The organism is uncultured Schumannella sp., from assembly GCF_905479755.1.
In the GTDB taxonomy this organism is placed as follows: Bacteria; Actinomycetota; Actinomycetes; order Actinomycetales; family Microbacteriaceae; genus DCRR01.
On the sequence record NZ_CAJQNT010000026.1, the window covers coordinates 1 to 19,146 of the forward strand.

Sequence of the window (19,146 nt, forward strand, 5' to 3'; positions counted from 1 at the left end):
CCCGCGAGGCGCGTCTCGGCGATCTCGGCATCCCTGCCAGCGTCCGCCTCCGCGACCGCGGTCTCGATGCGCTCCATGATGCGCTCCAGCTGGGGCCGCGTCACCGCGGGGGCCGGAAGATCTTCCGTTCCCGCAGCGCCCGGTGTGGGGCTCGCGGTGGGCGTCTCGACCGGGAACAGCTCGGGAGTCCCCGAGAACGTGCACCCGCCGAGCGAAAGACCGGCGACGACCGCGATACTCGTGGCGGCGAACAGTCGCCGACGACCGCGTTCGGGTGCGGCCTCGATCGCCTTGCGCTGCTTCGCCGGCCGCAGCTGCGGCGGCTTCGGGGGCTTGGGGAGCTTCGGCTGCTTGCGTCGCGGTCCGCGCGCGCGCCGGGCGTGAAGCAGCGCCCAGACGAATGCGGCGAGCCCCGCCAGCAGGGCGAGCCCGCCCCCGACGATCAGGGGTCCGGACCAGGGCGCGCTGTTGTCGAGCGGCCAGGTGATCGAGATCGAACTCGGGGCCGGCGTCTCGCCGTCGGCGACGATCAGAATCGAGGCATCCGCCGGCACGTTGATTTTGCGCGTGAGCTCCTCGACCCCGCTGAACTCCTGCACCCAGAGGTCGGATCCGGAGGGCGCCGGAACGACCGTCTCGATCCCCGACACGGCGTTCGACTCGAGCGTCTGCGTCTCGGTGTCCCACTCCAGACGGTTGAAGGAGGCCTCGCCCACCCAGGCGAGAACATCGGCGGTGCGCCCGTAGGCGAGGAACACCGTCTCGCTCCCAGAGGCCTCGATGGTCTGCGTGCCGGGAAGGGCGTTGAGAATGGAGCCGTCGATCACGGTCACAGGCGCCGTGCCGCTGGTCGTCGTCTCCACGGTGACATGGTCGGGGCCGGCCAGGACGGTACGCTGAGCGATCCCCAGGCCGATGCCGACGAAGGCGACGACGAACAGAACGATCGCCAACACGAAACGCACGGAGGACTCCTCTCAGGCCGCGGTGACCTCGCGCCGCCGGGTGGGACTTCGTGATCCAGACACGAAATCCGTGGCGCGAGACTGCGGACAAGACATTTCAGCGTAGCCGACGGCGTTCCTGCGAACCCCGGAGAAGCTGGACGAATTCCGAGAGAACCCCGCACGCGCCAGCCTGATCCGGCGGTGCACAGGCGAGCGGCACGCCCTAGACTCGGGAGCACTCTTCCCCTCCTGGGGCACCTATTCCCTGACACACCCGTTCGCGACCGAGCGCGCGAGCGGGGATCCATACGAACCGAGGAGCAAGCGCAGTGGCGGTAGACGACGCGGGATTCGGCACCGAACTCCGAGGCTACAAAAAAGACGAGGTCGACCGGGTTCTCGGAGAACTCCGACGTGACCTGATCAAGGCCAACCAGTCCAAGACGGACCTCAGCAAGGACGTCAAGCGACTGCAGGCGGTGACCGACGACCTGCAGGCCGAGCTGGATGAGGTGGGTCGCCCGACCTACGCGGGCCTCGGCACGCGTCTGGAGAGCACGCTTCGCGTCGCCGAGGAGCAGGCGACGCGCCTGATCGCCCAGGCCGACATCGATGTCGAACGCCTGCGCACCACGGCCGCCGACGAGGTGCGCGCCGCGCGCGCCGCGGCCGCCGAAGAGGCCGAGCGCCTGGTCGAGAATGCCCGGACCGACGCCGCGCAGCTCATCGAGACCGCGCGCGCGGAAGCGACCGGCACCGCCGAGCGCGCGGCCGCCGAAGCCGAAACCACGATCCAGGATGCGCTGCGCGAGGCAGCCGCCACGCGCGGCGCCGTCGCGACCGAGACCGCCGAAGCCCGGGCCGCCGCCAAGCGCGACGCCGCGGCGCTGCGCGCCGAGGGCGAGCGCGAGATCGCCGAACTGAAGGTCGTTGCCCAGCGCGAGGTGGCCGAAGCCCGCGAGGCCGCGGCCGCGCTCGCCCGCGACACGGAACGCGGGCGGGCCGAATTCGAGGCCGAAAGCGTCCGCCGCCGCGAAGATCTGGAACGCGAGCTGGAGGAGGCGCGCACGAACCTCGAGCGCGACATGGCGCAGGCCCGCGCCGCCCTCGACGCCGACACCGAGGCGGCCAATGCCGCACTCGCCGCCGAGACCGAGCAGAGCCGCGCCGAACTGGCCGCGGCGTCGCAGAAGGCCGCCGCCGAACTCGAGGCGAACACCGCCGCCACCCGCGCCCGTCTGGCGGCGGAGCTGTCGACTGCGCGCGGCGAACTCGAGCACGAGGTGACGTCGCGACGCGCCGAACTCGAGAACGAGATCACGACGCGACGGGCCGAGCTCGAGAGCGAACTCGAAACCGCCCGCACCTCGCTCGCCACCGAGCTCGAGGCGGCACGCGCCGCCCAGGAGGCGGAGCTGGCCGGGGCCCGCGCGGCGTGGGAGTCCGAAGCTCGCGGAGCGCGCGAATCGCTCGCGGCCGAACTCTCCGGGCTCCGCGCGGCGACCGAGAACGAGCTCGCCCAGCAGCGCGCGACGCTCGCCGCCGAGGTCGAGAAGCAGCGCACCGACCTGGCCCGCGAGCTCGCGGCCCAGCGCGCCGAGTTGACCCAGGAAATCGAGTCCACGCGCGCCCGCATCGCCCACGACACGCAAGCGCTCGCCTCGACCCTCGTCACGACGGCGGAGCAAGCCCGCGCCGACCTCGAGGTGGAGCTCACCGCTCGCCGGGATGCCGCCGAGAAGGAGTACCAGCAGAAGCATCAGGAGGCGGCCGCCGCGACGCAGCGCTACCTCGACGAGGCCCAGGCGCAGCTGACGGAGGCCACCCAGCGCGCCGCCGAGAAGCGGGCCGAGGCCGACGCCCTCGAGTCCAGCGCCAAGGCCGCCGCCGCCGACGCCGGCGAACGCGCCCGCCGCCAGGCCGCCGAGGTGCTCGAGAACGCGGAGAAGCGCGCCGCCGCCCTGGTCGCCGATGCCGAGTCCCGCGCCGCCGAACTCGTCGGCGATGCCGAGAAGCGACTCGACCAGTTGCGGCTCGAACGCGAGTCGATCGCGAGTTACGTCGAAGGGCTCCGCGGCGTTCTGGCGACCTCGGCGCCGGTCGCTCAGGAGAACAGCGACTTCCCGACCGAACGCGACGACGACCCGATCGACGACGGGGAGACCGCGGGAATCTCCGAACACGAGCACAGCGCCTGACCCGGCGCGTCCCTCAAGTTCGCTACTCTTCGCTCAACGGTTTCGGCGGTCCGGGGTGACGTCACGCAAGCGTGACCCCGGCACCGCGTTTCAGGTCACGTCGAAAGGTCACCCCCGGTGAAAATCCATAACGCGTTCCGTGTCGGACTCGTCGGCGGACTCGGCGTCCTGGTCGCACTCCTCATCGGCGCCTCGGTGGCCAACCTCGCGACCATCCTGACCTACGTCGGTGCCGCGATCTTCTTGGCGCTCGGAATCGACCCCGCGGTCTCCTGGCTACAGCGGCACAAGGTCTCGCGTCCGATCGCGATCCTCATCGTGCTCATCGGCGTGCTCGCCGTCGTCGCCGGCCTCGTGCTCGCCATCATCCCGGTGATCGTCGAACAGGTGAACAACCTGATCGAGTCGATTCCCGACATCGTCACCACCGTGCAGGACACGCAGGTCATCCAGGACTGGTGGGCCCAGACCCTGCCCTGGCTCGCCTTCGACGATGTCGTCGCCAACGTGGAGGACTTCTTCACCAAGAACATCGGGGCGATCACCGGCGGTGTGCTGAACACGGCGATCGGGATCGCGACCGGCGCCTTCGGCGTCCTGATCGTCTTGATCCTCACGCTCTACTTCGTCGCGTCGCTGGCGAGCATCAAGCGCGGCCTGTACCAGCTCGTCCCCGCCTCGAAGCGCGAGCGCTTCATCGATCTGGCGGAGCAGATCTCAAAGTCGGTCGGACGATTCGTGATCGGGCAGGCGCTCCTCGGTCTGTCGAACGGCGTGCTCACCTTCATCTTCTTGAGCGTGCTCGGGCTGATTCTCGGCACCCCGATCCAGTACTCCGCGCTGCTCGCCTTCATCGCGTTCCTGTTCTCACTCGTGCCCCTCGTCGGCACGATCTCGGGATCCGTGATCATCACGCTCGCGGTGTGGCTGTTCAACGACGTCCCCGCCGTCATCGTGGTCGGGATCTGGTACCTCGTCTACATGCAGGTCGAGGCCTACGTGCTGAGCCCGAACATCATGAACCGCGCGGTCAAGATCCCCGGCGCCGTGGTGGTCGTCGCCGCTCTCGCCGGCGGAACGCTTCTCGGCATCCTCGGGGCGCTCATCGCGATTCCGGTCGCCGCCTCGATCCTGCTCATCGTGAAGCAGGTCATCGTGCCGCGCCAAAACGAGCTGTAGGGCGCGCCCTCCCGCGAGACTGTCGTTGCGCCTAGGAGGCGGGCGGAGTCCACTCCGAGGGCAGCGGCAGCGCCTGCGGGTTGACGCGCTGCAGGATCTCGCTCAGCACACGCACGGTCTGCTTCTCCCCCACCCAGAGGTGCTTGCCCTCCTCCACCGCGACGAAGTCCACCTCCGGAACGACCGCGAACTGCTCGCGGGCCTCGGCGGGACGCAAGAAGTCATCGAACTCCGGCACGACGGCGACAAGGGGAACGCCCCGCCCCGCCCAGGCGGCGAGTTCGTCGCTCGACGTGCGGCGCAGCGGCGGCGAAAGCAGGATCGCTCCGGCGATCGGGTGCTCGAGTCCGTGCTTGAGCGCGACCTCGGTGCCGAACGACCAGCCGACGAGCCACGGCGCGGGCAGTCCGCGCTCGGCGACGAACGCCATCGCGGCAGCCAAATCTTCGGCCTCGGCAATGCCGTCGCCGAAACTGCCCTCCGAGGTGCCGCGGGGCGAAGAGACGCCGCGAAAATTGAACCGCAGCACCGCGAGGTCCGCCAGCGCAGGCAGTCGCGCGGCCGCCTTGCGGATGATGTGCGAATCCATGAACCCGCCCGCGGTCGGCAGCGGGTGCAAGAACACGAGCGTCGCGACCGGGGGGTGAGTCTCGGGGAGCGAAAGTTCGCCGACGAGCGTCAACCCGTCGGGGGTGTGAAGCTCGATGTCTTCGCGGCGGGCGGGAAGTTCAACGCTCGACGAGATGCGAATCGGGGTCTGCTCGGTCACGGGGTCCTCAGCTTCGGGTCTTCCAACAGTGCGAATGCCAGTGGCGGCGCGCACTCAAATCGTCCGCCTCGCCGAAGAGCCCGTCGGCGCGCCAGGCGACCAGATGTGCGGTCCCGGGAGCGATCTCGAGGCTGCAGCCTGGGCACACATAGCTCTTTACCGCGGCGCCCGCCGCCTGCGGCTGGACGTTCCAGCTTCCGTCGCGTTTGGCCTCGACACGCCGGGACCCGGCGAGGATGCGCTCCAGATCGAGCGGTTCCGGTTCGACCTCGCGCCGGCGCGCACGCGAACGAGAGGAACGGCCCATGCCTCGAGTGTAGAAGAGGTCTTGTCGACCCGCTCAGTACCAGCCGCGCGTCTCGCTCGACTCCCACGCGGCGCACGGCGTTCCGTAGCGCCCCGCGATGTAGCCGAGTCCCCAGGTGATCTGGGTGGCGGCGCTCGTCTGCCAGTCCGCCCCCGCCGTCGCCATCTTGCTGCCGGGCAGGGACTGCGGGATGCCGTAGGCGCCGCTCGTCGGATTCTCGGCGTAGACGTTCCAATTCGACTCCCGCGTCCACAGCGCGACGAGACACGAGAACTCGCTGTCTCCCCACCCGCGGGCGAGCACCATCTCGTAGGCGATCGCCTGCGCGCTTCCCGGATCCGGGGTGCCGGCGGTCGGCGCCGTCGCGGCCGCGGGCGGCGGCGGGTCCGTCACGTCGTAGCCGTCGCGCTCGACTCGGGACTCCACCGCATCCTCCACCACGAATTCCTGCACGGGAGCGGCGACGGTCGTCGAGGCGGTCGCGGCGGTGCTCTGGCTGCTCGCGTGCGGAACGCCCGCGACGGAGACGAAGGCGAGCGAGACCAGCGCGGCGAAAACCGGGAGCGATCGCGCCGAGCGGGCATGCCGCTCCGGCGTCGGCACCGGAGGGTGCAGACGAGCCGCCACACCTCGTCGCCGGTACCCGCTCACAGTTCCGTCAGTCTACTGACGACCCCTGGGAGTCCGGGGAGACTCGCGAGTCCCCCGTTCGGGGAACAGCGACGCGCGCGACAGGGACTTCGCTCAGCGCACCGCGAGCATGACCTGCGTGACGCGGTCGATCAGCAGATCGACCTGCGGCTCGAGGTAGCCGCCGCGCTGAGCCGAGAACGCGACCGTGCGCAACTGCTCGAGCTCGATCGGGGTGCCTTCTTGAAAGTAGCTCGTGATGCGGTCGCTCAAGGCGTCGACCTCCCGCACCGAGTACCCGCCCGTCAGCGCCCCCACGCGACGGAAGCGCTGCCCGCGCGGGCGCACGAGACGGTCGAGAATCACCTGCGCCGAGGCGCGCGCGTCGGCGTACCACTCCTCGGATCGCTCGGCCAGCGCCTGCTCGCGCTCGCGCTCGGCGAAGACGTCCTCCAAGCGCTCGAGTGCGGCGTCGACCGCGTCCGGCTGGTAACCGCCGCGGCGCATCGTGAACGCCACACGCCGCACGAGCTCCGAGGTGATCACCGTCGAACTCGCCTCGCCCGTGAAGGCGCGGTGCGCATCCTCGAGGAAGTCCTCGACCTCATCAATGTCGTAGCCCCGCTGGGAGCCTCGGGTGCGCGGGAACGTCGTACTCACGCCGCGATTCTAACGGGACCTGGCTGGGCTTCCGGTCGAGACGGGGCCGGGTCAGCCGGCGAAGACCAGGAAGAACGCGTACATGACGATCGCCGACGGCAGGATCGAGTCGAGACGGTCGAGGAACCCGCCGTGCCCGGGGAGCCAGCTGGAGATGTCTTTGACGCCAAGGTCGCGCTTGATCATCGACTCCGTGAGGTCACCCATCGTCGCGACGACCACGAGGACCGCGCCGAGCGCGAGACCGACCCACCAGGGCTGTCCGAGCATCAGCACGCCGAGCAGCCCACCGGCGAGCAGTGCCGCCGCCACCGCGCCCGCGAAGCCCTCCCAGGTCTTGCCGGGGCTGATCGACGGGGCCAGCTTGTGCTTGCCGAAGCTGAGGCCGGCGGCGTAGGCGCCCACGTCGGTGGAGACGACGATGATGATCGCCGCGAGCGTCCACCATTCGCCGCCCTCGCTGCCGGTGACCACGAGGTAGAACCCGGCCATGAGCGAGACGTAGATCTGGATCAGCGCGCCCGCCCCGAGATCGAGCAGCACCGCGCGTGCGGGGGCGCGGTGCGAGGGCAGAATGACCTGCTCGGCGAGACGCCACAGCGAAACCACGGCGATTGCGACGACGAGCGAGATCCAGAGCGCCTCAATGCCGAAGAAGAACGCGATCGGCGCGATTGCGACGCCGACGATCGCCGAGACGATGCGCGGAATCGTCCGGCCGGCCTGACGGAGCGCCTGGGCGAGTTCCAGCGTCGTGAACGCGATGAGCGCGGCGCCGAACAGGATGAACAGCCACTTGACCACGATCAGGCTCGCCAAGAACGCCCCGCCGAGCAGGATGCCGATGCCGATCGCCGCCAGCAGATTCCGGCCGGTGCGCGCCTGGATCTTCTCGTTGGTGGCGTCGAATTGCGCGCGAGTGTGGCGCAGCTGCTCCTCGATATCGGCGCGTGCCGCCGTGGCCCGCTCCTCGATGTCGAGGCGCGCGGCGTGGGCGCGCTCCTCGAATTCGCTCAGCGGAGAACCGTGCCGGCGCGCGTGGTGAGGCTCGGCGGTGCCAGGCTCTGCCGCCGGCTCGTCATCGGAGTGCGGCGTCATCAGACCTCGAGAAGCTCGGCTTCCTTGCGCTTGAGCGCCTCGTCGACGGCGTCGACGTTCGCCTTGGTCAGCGCGTCGAGTTCTTTCTCGCCGCGTGCGATGTCGTCTTCGCTGACCTCGCCGTTGAGCGCATCCAGGTCATCCTTCGCCTTGCGGCGCACGTTGCGGATCGCGATCTTGGCGTCTTCGCCCTTGGTACGCACGATCTTGACGTACTCCTTGCGGCGGTCCTCGGTGAGCTCGGGCATGGTCACGCGGATGATCGTGCCGTCGTTCGAGGGGTTCGCCCCGAGGTTCGGGAAGTTGACGATCGCCTTCTCGATCTCCTTGAGCGCCGTCTTGTCGTACGGCGTGATCAGGAGCGTGCGGGCTTCGGGGTTCTGCAGGCTCGCGAGCTGCTGCAACGGCGTGGGCGTGCCGTAGTACTCGACCATGATCTTCTCGAACAGCGCGGGGTTGGCGCGCCCCGTGCGCACGGTCGCGAAGTCATTCTTCGCGTACTCCACGGCCGAGTGCATCTTCTCCTTGGCCTCGGCGAGAACGTCTGTAATCACGGCACACTCCTTCAACGACGACCGTTTCGGCCAAGGTCCAGCTTAGTCGGGCGCGCGGCGGGGGCACCTACGAAGCGGCGACGTCCGGCGATGTGACGAAATCGATGAGCTCCTCCACGCGGCCGAGAAGGCTCGGTTCGAGGTCGACGTAGCTGCGCACCGAACCCAGGATGCGCTGCCACGCCGCGGCGATGTCGGCCTGATCGGCGTGCGGCCAGCCGAGCGCCTGGCAGATCCCGTGCTTCCACTCGACGTGTCGGGGAATCTCGGGCCAGCGCTCGAGCCCCAGACGCTCGGGCCGGATCGACTGCCAGACGTCGACGAAGGGGTGCCCCACGATGAGCACCTGAGGGTGCCGGATCGTCTCGGCGATCCGGCTCTCCTTCGACCCGGGAACCAGGTGGTCGACGAGCACCCCGAGCCGGGCGCCGGGGGCGGGGTGTCGCTCGGCGATGACGGCCGCGAGGTCGTCGATGCCGCCGAGGTATTCGACAACGACGCCCTCGGCGCGCAGGTCGCTTCCCCACACCTTTTCGACGAGCTCGGCGTCGTGACGCCCCTCGACGAGGATGCGGCTGGCCCGCGCGACGCGGGCGCGGCGGGCGGCGTTCGGATTCTGCGGCTCGAGCACGCGAGCGCCCGACGCCGTGCGTGCGGCGGCGCGCGGCGCGGCAACCGGCGGATCCAGCACCACCGCTTCGCCCTCGATCAGGTATCCGCCACCGAGCGGGAACCAGCGCACCCGGCCCGCGCGGTCCTCGAGCGCGATGCGGCCCTTCTCGAATCCGACGATCTCCCCGACCCACCCGCCGGGGTCGATCTCGGGGGCGATCTCCACCACAAGCCCGCGCTCGGCAGCGACGCGCGGCACGCTCACCCGGCTGCGGGCACGCCAATCGCCGGCCAGCACATCCGCGCCGTAGGGGTCGAACTCAGCCACTGACCGCGACGCCGTAGAACGCGAAGCCGGCCACCCAGACGACGACGACCCCGGCGAGGGTGAGGAGCGCCACCCACCAGGCGCGTCGCCGCCGGACGAGATTCACCACCGTGCCGATGACGCCCGCCGCCACGACGAGGACGGCGGCGGTTCCGGCCAGAAACAGGGCGCTCGTGGCCCCGTCGAGCGAGCAGCCGCCGACACAGGTGCCGAGTGTGGCGAACGTCACCGTCGCCAGCACCGCCCCGAACAGGCCGACGACGGCGGTGAGGATGAGCAGCAGGATCGAAAGCGCGAGGTCCCAGACGCGGCGCGCGCGCGGCTCGGTCATGGGCGAACGAGCGTGCCGATGTGCTCGCCCTGGAGCACGCGGGTGACATTGCCCGCGGGCTCCATCCCGAACACGCGCATCGGCATTCCGTTGTCCATGCAGAGGCTGAAGGCGGTGGAGTCGACGACCTTGAGGCCCTGTACGAGCGCCTCCTGGTAGCTGATCTCATCGAGGCGCACGGCATCCGGGTTGGTGCGCGGGTCGGCGGTGTAGACGCCATCGACCCCGTTCTTGGCCACGAGCACCGCGTCGGCGCCGATCTCGAGCGCACGCTGGGCGCTCACGGTGTCGGTCGAGAAGTAGGGCAGGCCGGCGCCCGCGCCGAAGATCACGATGCGCCCCTTCTCGAGGTGACGCTCGGCGCGCAAGGGAATGTAGGGCTCGGCGACCTGGGTCATGGCGATCGCCGACTGAACGCGGACCTGCGCACCGGCCTGTTCGAGGAAGTCTTGCAGCGCGAGCGCGTTCATCACGGTGCCGAGCATTCCCATGTAGTCGGCACGCCCGCGATCCATGCCGCGCTGGCTGAGTTCGGCGCCGCGGAAGAAGTTGCCACCGCCGACGACGACCGCGACCTCGACACCGTCGGGATCGTCTTCAGCTTGAGGCGCTGCCACCGCGATCTCGCGCGCGATGGCGCTCACGATGTCGGGATTGACCCCGAGCTGACCACCGCCGAACGCTTCACCGGAGAGCTTGAGCAGGACACGGCGGCGATTCGACATGGGACTTCCTCAAGAGTGTGGGGGGTGCCGTTTCAGAATACCTGCGCTCGGCGGCATCTCGGCGCACCGCACCACGGGCCTCGCCTTCCGGCGGGTGATTAGTTATAGTTTCACTAGAACAATTACTTGTCCCGTGAGGAAGATCCATGCGTCACCCCCTCCGTTCGATCGCCGTCTTTGTGCTCCTCGCCCTCGGCGGCGCCTGGCTCGTCGCCCTCCCGCTCTGGTTCACCGGTGGCCTCGAGAACCCCTGGTTCTCGGTGTTCGCAGTGGCGATGATGACGACCCCCGCCCTGGCGGCGCTCCTCGTCGTCCGCGTCGTTGACCGCGAGCCCGACTGGCGCACCGCGCTCGGACTCCGGCCCCCCGGCCCGGGGCGGCGCTTCGTCGGGTTTCTCGTGCTCGGCCTCGCGCTGTCGATCGTCATGATCGTCGCGGCCCTGCTGACGAGTGCCGCGTTCGGGCTCTACCGCGCCGACCTCGTCGAATTCTCCGGCTTTCGCGCGTACCTCGAGCCCCTGATTGCCGATGCCAGTCCACTGCCGATGCCGTTCGAACTGCTCGTGCTTGTGCAAGCGGTGTCGATCGTGCCCGCGGCGCTCATCAACACGATTCCCACGCTCGGCGAAGAGCTCGGCTGGCGCGGCTGGCTGCTCCCCCGGCTCATGCCGCTCGGCGCCGCACCCGCCGTCCTCATCTCGGGCGTGATCTGGGGCCTTTGGCACGCCCCGCTCATCCTGCTCGGCTACAACTACCCGACGGCGCCCGGCTGGCTCGGCGTGCTCGCCATGTGCGGCATGTGCATCGTCGTCGGCGGCGTGTTCGGCTGGCTGCGGGTCCGCTCCGGCTCGGTCTGGCCCGCCGCGCTTGCGCACGGCGCCTTCAACGCCGCGGCCGGCCTCTCCCTCCTCGTCGGAGCCGCCGGCGACGTCGTCGACACCATCCAGGCCACCATCCTCGGCTGGTCGGGGTGGATTCTCCCGGCGATCCTCGTGGCCGTACTCATCGCCACCGGGCAGTTCCGCCGCGCGCCGGGCACGGTCGCGCCGGGCACGGTCGCGCCGGGGACGGTCGCGCCCGTGACACACGCCACGTCGAGCACAGTCGCGCCAGGCGGCGTCACACCGAGCGAGCCCGACCCGACGCCCCCCTCGAACTAGCCGACAACGCCGAACGCCCCGCGGATCCGGAGACTCGCGGGGCGTTGGGCTGAGACGGTGTGACTAGGTGTACTGACCCGGATCGTTGTTGACGTAGGAGAGACCTCCGGGGTCGAGTTGGAGCTGTCTAGGTTCCCTCGAGTCCACGGAGGTCTCTCTTGTCTCACGCTAATGCCCGGCTGACGCCGGCTGGCAGGTTGATCATGGTCCAGCGCATCGGATCGGGGCGTGCCGTTGCGCATGTTGCGGCGGAGATGGGCATCTCGCGCACGACCGCGTGGCGGTGGTGGCGACGGTTCCGCGAACACGGTCCTGCTGGCCTCGTCGATCGCTCGAGCGTTGCCCGCTTGCACCCTCGCCGGACGGCGGGGTGCGTGGAGACGCGGGTGCGGATCATGCGGCACCTGACCCGCCGCGGCCCGGTATTCATCGCCGACAAGCTCGGCCTGCAGGCTTCGACCGTGGGGCGTGTGCTGCGCCGTCATCAGGTGCCGCTGCTGCGGGAGCTGGACCCTGTCACCGGCACGGTGATCCGCGCGACCCGCCGCTCGGCTCAACGTTACGAACACGACCACCCCGGATCTTTGATCCACATCGATGTGAAGAAACTCGGTCGTATCCCAGACGGCGGCGGGTGGCGTCTGCACGGTCGCGGCGAACGCCCGAACCGCAAGCCGGGCTCGGGATACGACTACGTCCACACCGTCATCGACGACCACTCCAGGGTCGCTTACGCGGAGATCCACGGCGACGAGAAAGGCGCGACAGCGGCCGGCGTCCTTGAGCGGGCCATCGGCTTCTACGCGACGCTCGGGGTCAGGGTCGAACGCGTCATCAGTGACAACGCGTTCGCCTACCGGCACTCGGCAGCCTTCAGGCACGTGATCGACGCGCACGGCATCAACCAGAAGTTCATCCGCCCGCACTGCCCCTGGACGAACGGGAAAGTCGAACGCCTGAACCGCACCCTCGCAACCGAATGGGCCTACGCCCGCCCCTGGACATCCAACGACGCCCGCGCTGCCGGATTGACGGCCTGGATCGACTACTACAACCTAGACAGGCGCCACCTCGGCATCGGAGGCAAGACCCCCATCGACCGAATCAACAACGGTCGAGGTCAGTACAACTAGGCGCCGACCTTGAAACGAGCGAAGCCCGTCACGGTCAGGCCCGCGTCGGCGAGGACCTTGCTGATCGACAGCTTGTTGTCGCGCGCGTAGTCCTGCTCGAGCAGCGACACCTGCTTGAAGAAAGCACCGAGGCGACCCTCGACGATCTTCGGGAGGGCGGCCTCCGGCTTGCCCTCCTCGCGGCTGATCTGCTCGACGATGCGGCGCTCGTTCGCGACCTCGGCCTCGGGCACGTCCTCACGCGACAGGTAGACCGGCGCGGCGAAGGAGATGTGCTGAGCGATACTGCGGGCGGTCTCGGCGTCATCACCCGTGTAGGCGACGACGACACCGATCTGCGGCGGCAGGTCCTTGCTGGTGCGGTGCAGGTACACCGCGAACTTCTCGCCCGCGATGCGCGAAACCTGGCGCAGCTCGACCTTCTCGCCGATGGTGGCGGCCTGGTCTTCGATGAGCGACCCGATGGTGCCGCCGTCGACGGTCACGGCGAGAGCGGCATCCACCGTCTCGGCGCCGGAATCGGCGAGCGAGGCGACGACCTTCTCGGCGAGGGCGATGAACTTCTCGTTCTTGGCGACGAAGTCGGTCTCGCAGGCGAGCTCGATCATCGTGACGGCCGTGGCCGACTCGACGACCGCGATGAGGCCCTCGCTCGTGGAGCGGTCGGCACGCTTCGCGTTGCCCTTCGCACCCTTGAGTCGCAGGATCTCGACGGCCTTCTCGATGTCACCATCGGCCTCGACGAGAGCGTTCTTGGTGTCGACCATTCCGGTGCCCAGGCGCTCGCGCAGGGCCTTGACGTCTTCCAGGCTGAAGTTGGCCATGGATGCTTCCTAACTGGCTTGAATGTGAAACGGGTGAACGGCGGGGAAACGCCGCGGTGGCCGAGCGGGGTCTCCCCCGCCCGGCTCGCAGAATTACTCGGCGGCGGCCTCGGCCGGCTCGGCCTCGGTCTTCGCGGCGGCCTTCTTGGCCGGAGCCTTCTTGGCGGCCGGCTTTTCGGCGGGCTCCTCGGCCTTGGCTTCCTCGGCCGCGGGCTCGTCGGCCTTCGCCTTGTCAGCCTGGGGCTCCTCGGCCTTCGCCTCGGCGGGCTCCTCAGCCTTGGGCTCCTCAGCCTTGGCTTCCTCGGCCTTGGCTTCCTCGGCCTTGCCTGCCTCGAGGAGCTCGCGCTCCCACTCGGCGAGCGGCTCGACGGCCGAGACGTTGCCTTCGGCTTCGGGCTTCTGGTGCTTCTGGATGAGGCCCTCGGCCGCGGCGTCCGCGATGATGCGGGTCAGCAGACCCACCGAGCGGATGGCGTCGTCGTTGCCCGGAATCGGGTAGGCGAGCTCGTCCGGGTCGGCGTTCGTGTCGAGGATGCCGATGACGGGGATGCCGAGCTTCCGCGCCTCGTCGATTGCGAGGTGCTCACGCTTGGGGTCGACGACCCACATCGCGCTCGGCGTCTTGGTGAGGTTGCGGATACCACCGAGCGACTTGTGCAGCTTGTCGAGCTCGCGCTTCTTGATGAGGAGTTCCTTCTTGGTGAACCCCTTGGTGGTGTCGTCGAAGTCGAGCTCCTCGAGCTCCTTCATGCGCGCGAGGCGCTTCGACACCGTCTGGAAGTTGGTGAGCAGTCCCCCGAGCCAGCGCTGGTTGACGTAGGGCTGGCCCACGCGCTGCGCCTGCTCGGCGATGGCCTCCTGGGCCTGCTTCTTGGTTCCGACGAAGAGCACGGTGCCGCCGTGGGCGACCGTCTCCTTGACGAACTCGTACGCCTTGTCGATGTAGGCGAGCGACTGCTGCAGGTCGATGATGTGAATGCCGCTGCGCTCGGTCAGGATGAAGCGCTTGACCTTCGGGTTCCACCGACGGGTCTGGTGTCCAAAGTGAACGCCGCTGTCGAGCAGCTGGCGAATCGTAACGACGGCCATGGCCGTGCTCCTTTTCTGGCAGGCGGCGGCGCGCCGCGGCCTGCGGTTCTCAGTTGTGTGTCGCACCCGGTTGGGGCGAGCCCTGGTGCCCTGGCCAGACATCCACCTCGCCCCGGAGATGCGGGGTGAGGACTGACGGATGCGGCGGCCAGCATCGCGCCGAAGCGCAGTGCGGATGGGCACGCGAAGTCACCTCGCCGAGGCGAGATGCTGGATTGAGTGTAGCACTGGTGACTCGGCGTCCCCAGGCCGTACGATCGCGTCGTTCTCCGCAGGCTTCGGGCGTGCGTCGTCGCGCTCGTCCCGGCGGGCGAGACTCGGGAGATGACCCTCACCCCGGCCCGTGTTCGGCGGTGGTCCGCCGCCGTGGTGACCCTCGGGCTGTGGCTCTGGCCGGTCGCGGAGCCGGTCGCGATCGCGCGTCCCTACCTCGCGCCCGCCACGCCCTACGCTGCCGGGCACCGCGGGGTCGACCTCGCCGCGGAGGCCGGGGCCGAAATCCTCGCCCCCGCCGACGGCGTCGTGCACTTCGCCGGGTTCGTGGTCGACCGACCCGTGCTCTCGATCCGCCACGCGGATGGCGTGATCTCGAGCTTCGAGCCGGTCGTCGCCCTCGTGGCGGCGGGCGACGAGGTGCGACGCGGGCAGGTGGTCGGCACTCTCGAACCCGGCCACTGCGCGCAGCCCTGCCTTCACCTGGGCGCGCGCCTCGGCGGCGAGTACGTCAATCCGCTGCTGTTCCTCGGGGGTCTCCCCCGATCCGTGTTGTTGCCGACGAGGGCACCACCTTGAGTTCGCCCGAGAGGGCGCGACCCGGCCACCAGAATCGTTCGCCCGTGAGGAACGCGAGCGCGGGCACGATGACGGTGCGCACGAGCAGCGTGTCGAGCAGCACACCGATGCAGACGATGATGCCGATCTGCGTGAGCGTGATGAGCGGCAGCACCCCGAGCACGGCGAACACCGCTGCGAGCAGGATTCCCGCGCTCGTGATCACGCCACCGGTCGCGGCGAGCGCCCGGATCATGCCCTCGCGGGTGCCGTGCACGAAGGCCTCCTCGCGCGCCCTGGTCACGAGGAAGATGTTGTAATCCACCCCGAGCGCCACCAGGAACAGGAAGCTGAACAGCACCACGTTGGTATCGACCGCGGGGAACCCGAACAGCGAGTCGAACAGCAGCCAGCTCGCCCCCAGGCTCGCGAAGAACGAGGCCACGACGGTCGCGAGCAGCAGCACCGGGGCGAGGAGCGCGCGCAGCAAAACCACGAGCACCAGGAACACGAGACCCAGAATCAGCGGGATGACGAGCGCCTGGTCGCGCTGCTGCGCCTGGCTGACGTCGAGGGCCTGCGCATCTAGGCCGCCGACCAGGGCGACCGCACCGTCGATCTCGCCGCCGTCGACGCTCGTGCCGACCAGTTCCGCGAACGCGGACCGCAAGGCCTCCACCGCGGCGAAGGATTCGGGGGTCTCGGCCGCGGCGTCGAGCACGACACTCAGTTGCGTGATCGTGCCGTCGGTCTCCCCGATCGCGACCGATTCGACTCCGTCGGTGTCCGCGGCGATCTCGGCGACGCGCTCCGCTGCATCCGCCTCGGAGATCACGACGACGGGGGATCCGCTGCCGGCCGAGAAGGCATCCGCGATGATCTCCTGGCCGACGACCGCCTCCGGGACCGCCGTGAACTGCTCGGTCTGGGCGAGCCCGACGCGCAGTTGCGTGCCGCCGAGGGCGAGAGCGCCGAGCAGCAGTACTCCGATCGTGGCGACGACCGCGGGGCGACGGGCGACGCGCATGCCGAGCCCGCGCCACACGCCGCGGTTCATGCTGCCCTCGCTGCCGACGCGCGGGATGTAGGGCCAGAACAGCCCGCGACCGAACTGCACGAGCGCGGCCGGGAGCACGACGGTGGCGAAGATCATCGCGATCACGACCCCGGTCGCGCAGGCGATTCCGAGCGCACGGTTGCCGGCGAGTTCGGCGAAGGCGAGCGTCAACAGGGCCAGCACGACCGTCGTGCCGCTGGCGATGATCGCGGGGCCGGCGCCGCGCAGGGCGCGCTCCATCGCCTCACGGCGGTCCTCGAAGACGCGCAGTTCGTCGCGGTAGCGGGCAATGAGCAACAGCGCGTAGTTGGTGCCGGCGCCGAAGACGAGCACCGAGAGGATTCCGGTGACCGAGGCGTCGAGCGCGATCCCGAAGACCGCCGAGACGCGGGTGGCGACGATTCCCGCGAGTCCATCGGCGGTGCCGACGACGACGAGCGGCACGAGCCACAACCACGGGCTGCGGTAGGTCACGAGCAGCAGCACCGCGACGACGATCACGGTCGTCAGCAGGAGCGTAAAGTCGGCGCCCTCGAAGACGGCCGCGATGTCGACGGCGAAGCCCTCTGGACCGGTGAGGAGCCCCTCGAGCCCGGACGGGAGGTCGGCGTTGGCGATCTCGCGCAGTTCGTCGGCACGCTCGGCCTGCTCCCCCGCATCCTCGAGGACATCGAGCGGGACCACCAGCAGAGCGGCGGTGCCGTCCTCCGCCACCGTCGGCGGCGGCACGAAGCCGTCGCTGGCGAGCTCGGCGAGTTCGCCGCTGCGCTCGAAGACCGCGGCCAGGTCGGCCTCGTCGAGGGTTTCGCCGTCGCGTGAGTAGACCAGCAAGGCGCTCGTCGAGTCGGCCCCCGACAGCGTGTCCTGCAACGCCGCGGTGCGCGCGGACTCGGCGGAGTCGGGGAGCCCGACCCCCGGAGAGAGCTCGCCCCCGGAGCCGCTCCCCAGGGCGAACAACCCGCCGGAGAGAAGACCCGCGACGACAAGGATGATCCACGAGGTGCGACGGGAGGTGATGAAGCGCGTGACGGCGTGCATGGCTCTCATTCGAGTATCTAATTACTAGGAATTCGAACAACATAGCGATAAACTCAAATCATGCCAAGCACCCGACCTCGCGTCCGCGACGCCGCGCCGCGCGCCGGCGTGCGCGACGCGACGACGCACATGCGGGAGATCTTGGAGGTCAGCGCCGACTTCGAGTCGCATGTGGGCAAAAAGCTCGAGGTGAACCACACCGACATGCAGGCAATGGAACACCTCGTCATGCACGGGCGGCTCTCCCCCACCGAGCTGGCACGCCGCCTCGGCATCTCCACCGCGGCGGTCACGACGGTGGTGGATCGTCTCGTCGCGGTCGGCCATGCGACCCGTGAACCGCATCCGACCGATCGTCGCGGGGTGGTCGTGGTTCCCAACCCCGCCTCGGTGGATCGCGCGATGGCGGCGATCATGCCGATGATCCTGGGAATCGACCGCGTGCTCGACGAGTTCGAGCCCGACGATCAGGAGACGATCACGCGCTATCTGGCGCGGGTGCTCGAGGTCTACCGCGCGCAGTTCGACTAGGCGATCGGGCCCGGAGCCACGAGTCGCCGCGGGCGGCCGCGGACCGCCGCGGACCACGCCATCGGGCGACTCGCGCATCCCCTACGCGCGCGGATGCGCGAGGCGGTAGCTCTCGCGGAGGCGTTCGGTCGACACGTGCGTGTAGATCTGCGTCGTCGAGAGGCTCGAGTGGCCGAGCAGTTCCTGCACCGCGCGCAGGTCCGCGCCGCCGTCGAGCAGGTGTGTTGCCGCCGTGTGCCGCAGCGTGTGCGGACCGGAGGGACCAGTGCCCGGCAGATCGGCGAGTAGCCGAGCGATCACCTGATAGACCGAACGGGTGGCGATCGCGCCGCCGCGCACCCCGACGAAGAGCACGCCGGGATCGACGCGGGCCCGCACCAGTTCGGGGCGCGAACGCGCGAGGTAGTCGTCGAGAGCGCGCGCGGCCGGGCCGCCGTAGGGCACGACCCGTTCCTTGCCGCCCTTGCCGACGACGCGCACGGTCCGCCGCGCGGGGTCGAGCGACGCCGGGCGAAGCGAGGCGAGTTCGCTCACCCGGATCGCGGAGGCGTAGAGCAGTTCCACGATCGCGAGGTCGCGGATCGCGACGGCGTCGCCTGTCGCGGCGCGAGCGGCGAGCCCCGAGAACAGGTCGTCGATCTGAGCGCGGGTGAGCACGCGAGGCAGATGCCGATCGGGGCGCGGGGCGCGCAGCCGCGCCGCGGGATCCGCCTCGAGGTGGCCGTGATCGGTGAGCCAGGTCGTGAAGGCACGGACCGCGGCCGTGCGGCGCGCGAGTGTTGCGTTGGCGAGGCCGCGCTGTGCCGAGAGCCAGAGCCACTCGCGCAGGAGTTCGAGGTCGAGGCCCGCGACCTCCGTCACGTGGCGGGCCTCGGCGAGCTCGGCGAGTTCGACGAGGTCGGTGCGATAGCCGCGGACCGTGTGCGCGGAGAGACCTCGCTCGGTCTCGAGGGAGCGAGCGAAGCGATCGATCGCGACGCGCACCTGCATGTGCTCCATCGTCGCGCGCCGCGGCGAGGATGCGTCGCGGGCACGCCGCGCGTGCCGCACCCGCGACCGGGACCGGCGGCGTCGGTAGCGGGCACGCGTCGGTAGCGGGCACGCGTCGGTAGCGGGCACGCGTCGGTAGCGGGCACGCGTCGGTAGCGGGCACGCGTCGGTAGCGGGCACGCGTCGGTAGCGGGCACGCGTCGGTAGCGGGCACG

General features: G+C 69.7%; 19 protein-coding genes and 1 pseudogene. 6 read left to right on the forward strand and 14 right to left on the reverse strand.

What is annotated here, in order from left to right; all coding sequences use genetic code 11:
* Nucleotides 1-965: pseudogene (locus QZ258_RS07575) on the reverse strand (hypothetical protein); the annotation flags it as partial.
* 311 nt (nt 966-1,276) lie between these two features.
* Between QZ258_RS07575 and QZ258_RS07580 the strand changes: the two are divergent.
* Nucleotides 1,277-3,145, forward strand: coding sequence for a hypothetical protein (locus tag QZ258_RS07580; RefSeq protein WP_294180157.1), 1,869 nt, complete (start codon nt 1,277-1,279; stop codon nt 3,143-3,145).
* A 117-nt stretch (nt 3,146-3,262) separates the two neighbouring features.
* Nucleotides 3,263-4,324 carry an AI-2E family transporter gene (locus tag QZ258_RS07585; RefSeq protein WP_294180159.1) on the forward strand — a complete coding sequence of 354 codons (1,062 nt, stop codon included), beginning with the start codon at nt 3,263-3,265 and terminating at the stop codon, nt 4,322-4,324.
* A 31-nt stretch (nt 4,325-4,355) separates the two neighbouring features.
* Here QZ258_RS07585 and QZ258_RS07590 read toward each other — a convergent pair whose 3' ends face one another.
* From QZ258_RS07590 to pyrH, 9 genes are all read right to left on the reverse strand, one after another.
* The gene (locus QZ258_RS07590; RefSeq protein WP_294180160.1) at nt 4,356-5,093 is read right to left on the reverse strand and encodes an alpha/beta hydrolase; all 738 of its coding nucleotides are present in this window, start codon (nt 5,091-5,093) and stop codon (nt 4,356-4,358) included.
* 7 nt (nt 5,094-5,100) lie between these two features.
* Nucleotides 5,101-5,400 carry a hypothetical protein gene (locus tag QZ258_RS07595; protein ID WP_294180162.1) on the reverse strand — a complete coding sequence of 100 codons (300 nt, stop codon included), beginning with the start codon at nt 5,398-5,400 and terminating at the stop codon, nt 5,101-5,103.
* A 33-nt stretch (nt 5,401-5,433) separates the two neighbouring features.
* The gene (locus QZ258_RS07600) at nt 5,434-6,051 is read right to left on the reverse strand and encodes a lytic transglycosylase domain-containing protein (RefSeq protein WP_294180163.1); all 618 of its coding nucleotides are present in this window, start codon (nt 6,049-6,051) and stop codon (nt 5,434-5,436) included.
* 93 nt (nt 6,052-6,144) lie between these two features.
* The gene (locus QZ258_RS07605) at nt 6,145-6,690 is read right to left on the reverse strand and encodes a DivIVA domain-containing protein (protein ID WP_294180165.1); all 546 of its coding nucleotides are present in this window, start codon (nt 6,688-6,690) and stop codon (nt 6,145-6,147) included.
* Nucleotides 6,691-6,741: 51 nt separating this feature from the next.
* Entirely contained in the window at nt 6,742-7,788 is a 1,047-nt protein-coding gene (locus QZ258_RS07610; protein WP_294180167.1) for a phosphatidate cytidylyltransferase, read from the reverse strand.
* Complete coding sequence (gene frr, locus QZ258_RS07615; protein ID WP_294180169.1) at nt 7,788-8,342, reverse strand: ribosome recycling factor; 555 nt, start codon at nt 8,340-8,342, stop codon at nt 7,788-7,790. Before frr ends, QZ258_RS07610 begins: the two co-directional genes overlap by 1 nt.
* Nucleotides 8,343-8,409: 67 nt before the next feature.
* A complete protein-coding gene (locus tag QZ258_RS07620) occupies nt 8,410-9,282 on the reverse strand; it encodes a DUF3097 family protein (protein WP_294180171.1) in 873 nt (290 codons plus the stop codon).
* Entirely contained in the window at nt 9,275-9,613 is a 339-nt protein-coding gene (locus QZ258_RS07625; protein ID WP_294180176.1) for a hypothetical protein, read from the reverse strand. Before QZ258_RS07625 ends, QZ258_RS07620 begins: the two co-directional genes overlap by 8 nt.
* Entirely contained in the window at nt 9,610-10,338 is a 729-nt protein-coding gene (pyrH, locus tag QZ258_RS07630) for a UMP kinase (RefSeq protein ID WP_294180177.1), read from the reverse strand. Before pyrH ends, QZ258_RS07625 begins: the two co-directional genes overlap by 4 nt.
* A gap of 146 nt (nt 10,339-10,484) precedes the next feature.
* Here pyrH and QZ258_RS07635 point away from each other — a divergent pair, with 146 nt between their 5' ends.
* Nucleotides 10,485-11,498 carry a CPBP family intramembrane glutamic endopeptidase gene (locus QZ258_RS07635; protein ID WP_294180179.1) on the forward strand — a complete coding sequence of 338 codons (1,014 nt, stop codon included), beginning with the start codon at nt 10,485-10,487 and terminating at the stop codon, nt 11,496-11,498.
* Nucleotides 11,499-11,656: 158 nt separating this feature from the next.
* Nucleotides 11,657-12,631 (forward strand): IS481 family transposase, encoded by a 975-nt coding sequence (locus QZ258_RS07640; protein ID WP_294180181.1) that lies wholly within the window; start codon nt 11,657-11,659, stop codon nt 12,629-12,631.
* On the opposite strand, the gene tsf is transcribed toward QZ258_RS07640, so the two are convergent.
* Both tsf and rpsB read right to left on the reverse strand, forming a co-directional pair.
* Nucleotides 12,628-13,455 carry a translation elongation factor Ts gene (tsf, locus tag QZ258_RS07645; protein WP_294180183.1) on the reverse strand — a complete coding sequence of 276 codons (828 nt, stop codon included), beginning with the start codon at nt 13,453-13,455 and terminating at the stop codon, nt 12,628-12,630. The two genes, QZ258_RS07640 and tsf, sit on opposite strands and share 4 nt — an antisense overlap.
* A gap of 93 nt (nt 13,456-13,548) precedes the next feature.
* A complete protein-coding gene (gene rpsB, locus QZ258_RS07650; protein WP_294180184.1) occupies nt 13,549-14,544 on the reverse strand; it encodes a 30S ribosomal protein S2 in 996 nt (331 codons plus the stop codon).
* 324 nt (nt 14,545-14,868) lie between these two features.
* Here rpsB and QZ258_RS07655 point away from each other — a divergent pair, with 324 nt between their 5' ends.
* The gene (locus QZ258_RS07655; RefSeq protein ID WP_294180186.1) at nt 14,869-15,336 is read left to right on the forward strand and encodes a M23 family metallopeptidase; all 468 of its coding nucleotides are present in this window, start codon (nt 14,869-14,871) and stop codon (nt 15,334-15,336) included.
* Here the strand turns inward: QZ258_RS07655 and QZ258_RS07660 are convergent.
* Nucleotides 15,269-17,410 carry an MMPL family transporter gene (locus tag QZ258_RS07660; protein WP_294180188.1) on the reverse strand — a complete coding sequence of 714 codons (2,142 nt, stop codon included), beginning with the start codon at nt 17,408-17,410 and terminating at the stop codon, nt 15,269-15,271. The genes QZ258_RS07655 and QZ258_RS07660 overlap by 68 nt on opposite strands.
* A 60-nt stretch (nt 17,411-17,470) precedes the next feature.
* Between QZ258_RS07660 and QZ258_RS07665 the strand changes: the two genes are divergently transcribed.
* Complete coding sequence (locus tag QZ258_RS07665) at nt 17,471-17,941, forward strand: MarR family winged helix-turn-helix transcriptional regulator (RefSeq protein ID WP_294180189.1); 471 nt, start codon at nt 17,471-17,473, stop codon at nt 17,939-17,941.
* A gap of 81 nt (nt 17,942-18,022) precedes the next feature.
* On the opposite strand, the gene QZ258_RS07670 is transcribed toward QZ258_RS07665, so the two are convergent.
* Nucleotides 18,023-19,146, reverse strand: a 1,124-nt coding sequence (locus tag QZ258_RS07670) for a tyrosine recombinase XerC (RefSeq protein ID WP_363182232.1), incomplete at its 5' end; no start/stop codon positions are given.

Coding starts and splice junctions, on each gene's coding strand:
- QZ258_RS07595 (WP_294180162.1), bottom strand. CDS start 5,400: ATGGGCCGTTCCTCTCGTTCGCGTGCGCGCCGGCGCGAGGTCGAACCG.
- QZ258_RS07610 (WP_294180167.1), bottom strand. CDS start 7,788: ATGACGCCGCACTCCGATGACGAGCCGGCGGCAGAGCCTGGCACCGCC.
- QZ258_RS07625 (WP_294180176.1), bottom strand. CDS start 9,613: ATGACCGAGCCGCGCGCGCGCCGCGTCTGGGACCTCGCGCTTTCGATC.
- pyrH (WP_294180177.1), bottom strand. CDS start 10,338: ATGTCGAATCGCCGCCGTGTCCTGCTCAAGCTCTCCGGTGAAGCGTTC.
- QZ258_RS07635 (WP_294180179.1), top strand. CDS start 10,485: ATGCGTCACCCCCTCCGTTCGATCGCCGTCTTTGTGCTCCTCGCCCTC.
- tsf (WP_294180183.1), bottom strand. CDS start 13,455: ATGGCCAACTTCAGCCTGGAAGACGTCAAGGCCCTGCGCGAGCGCCTG.
- rpsB (WP_294180184.1), bottom strand. CDS start 14,544: ATGGCCGTCGTTACGATTCGCCAGCTGCTCGACAGCGGCGTTCACTTT.
- QZ258_RS07655 (WP_294180186.1), top strand. CDS start 14,869: ATGACCCTCACCCCGGCCCGTGTTCGGCGGTGGTCCGCCGCCGTGGTG.
- QZ258_RS07660 (WP_294180188.1), bottom strand. CDS start 17,410: ATGCACGCCGTCACGCGCTTCATCACCTCCCGTCGCACCTCGTGGATC.
- QZ258_RS07665 (WP_294180189.1), top strand. CDS start 17,471: ATGCCAAGCACCCGACCTCGCGTCCGCGACGCCGCGCCGCGCGCCGGC.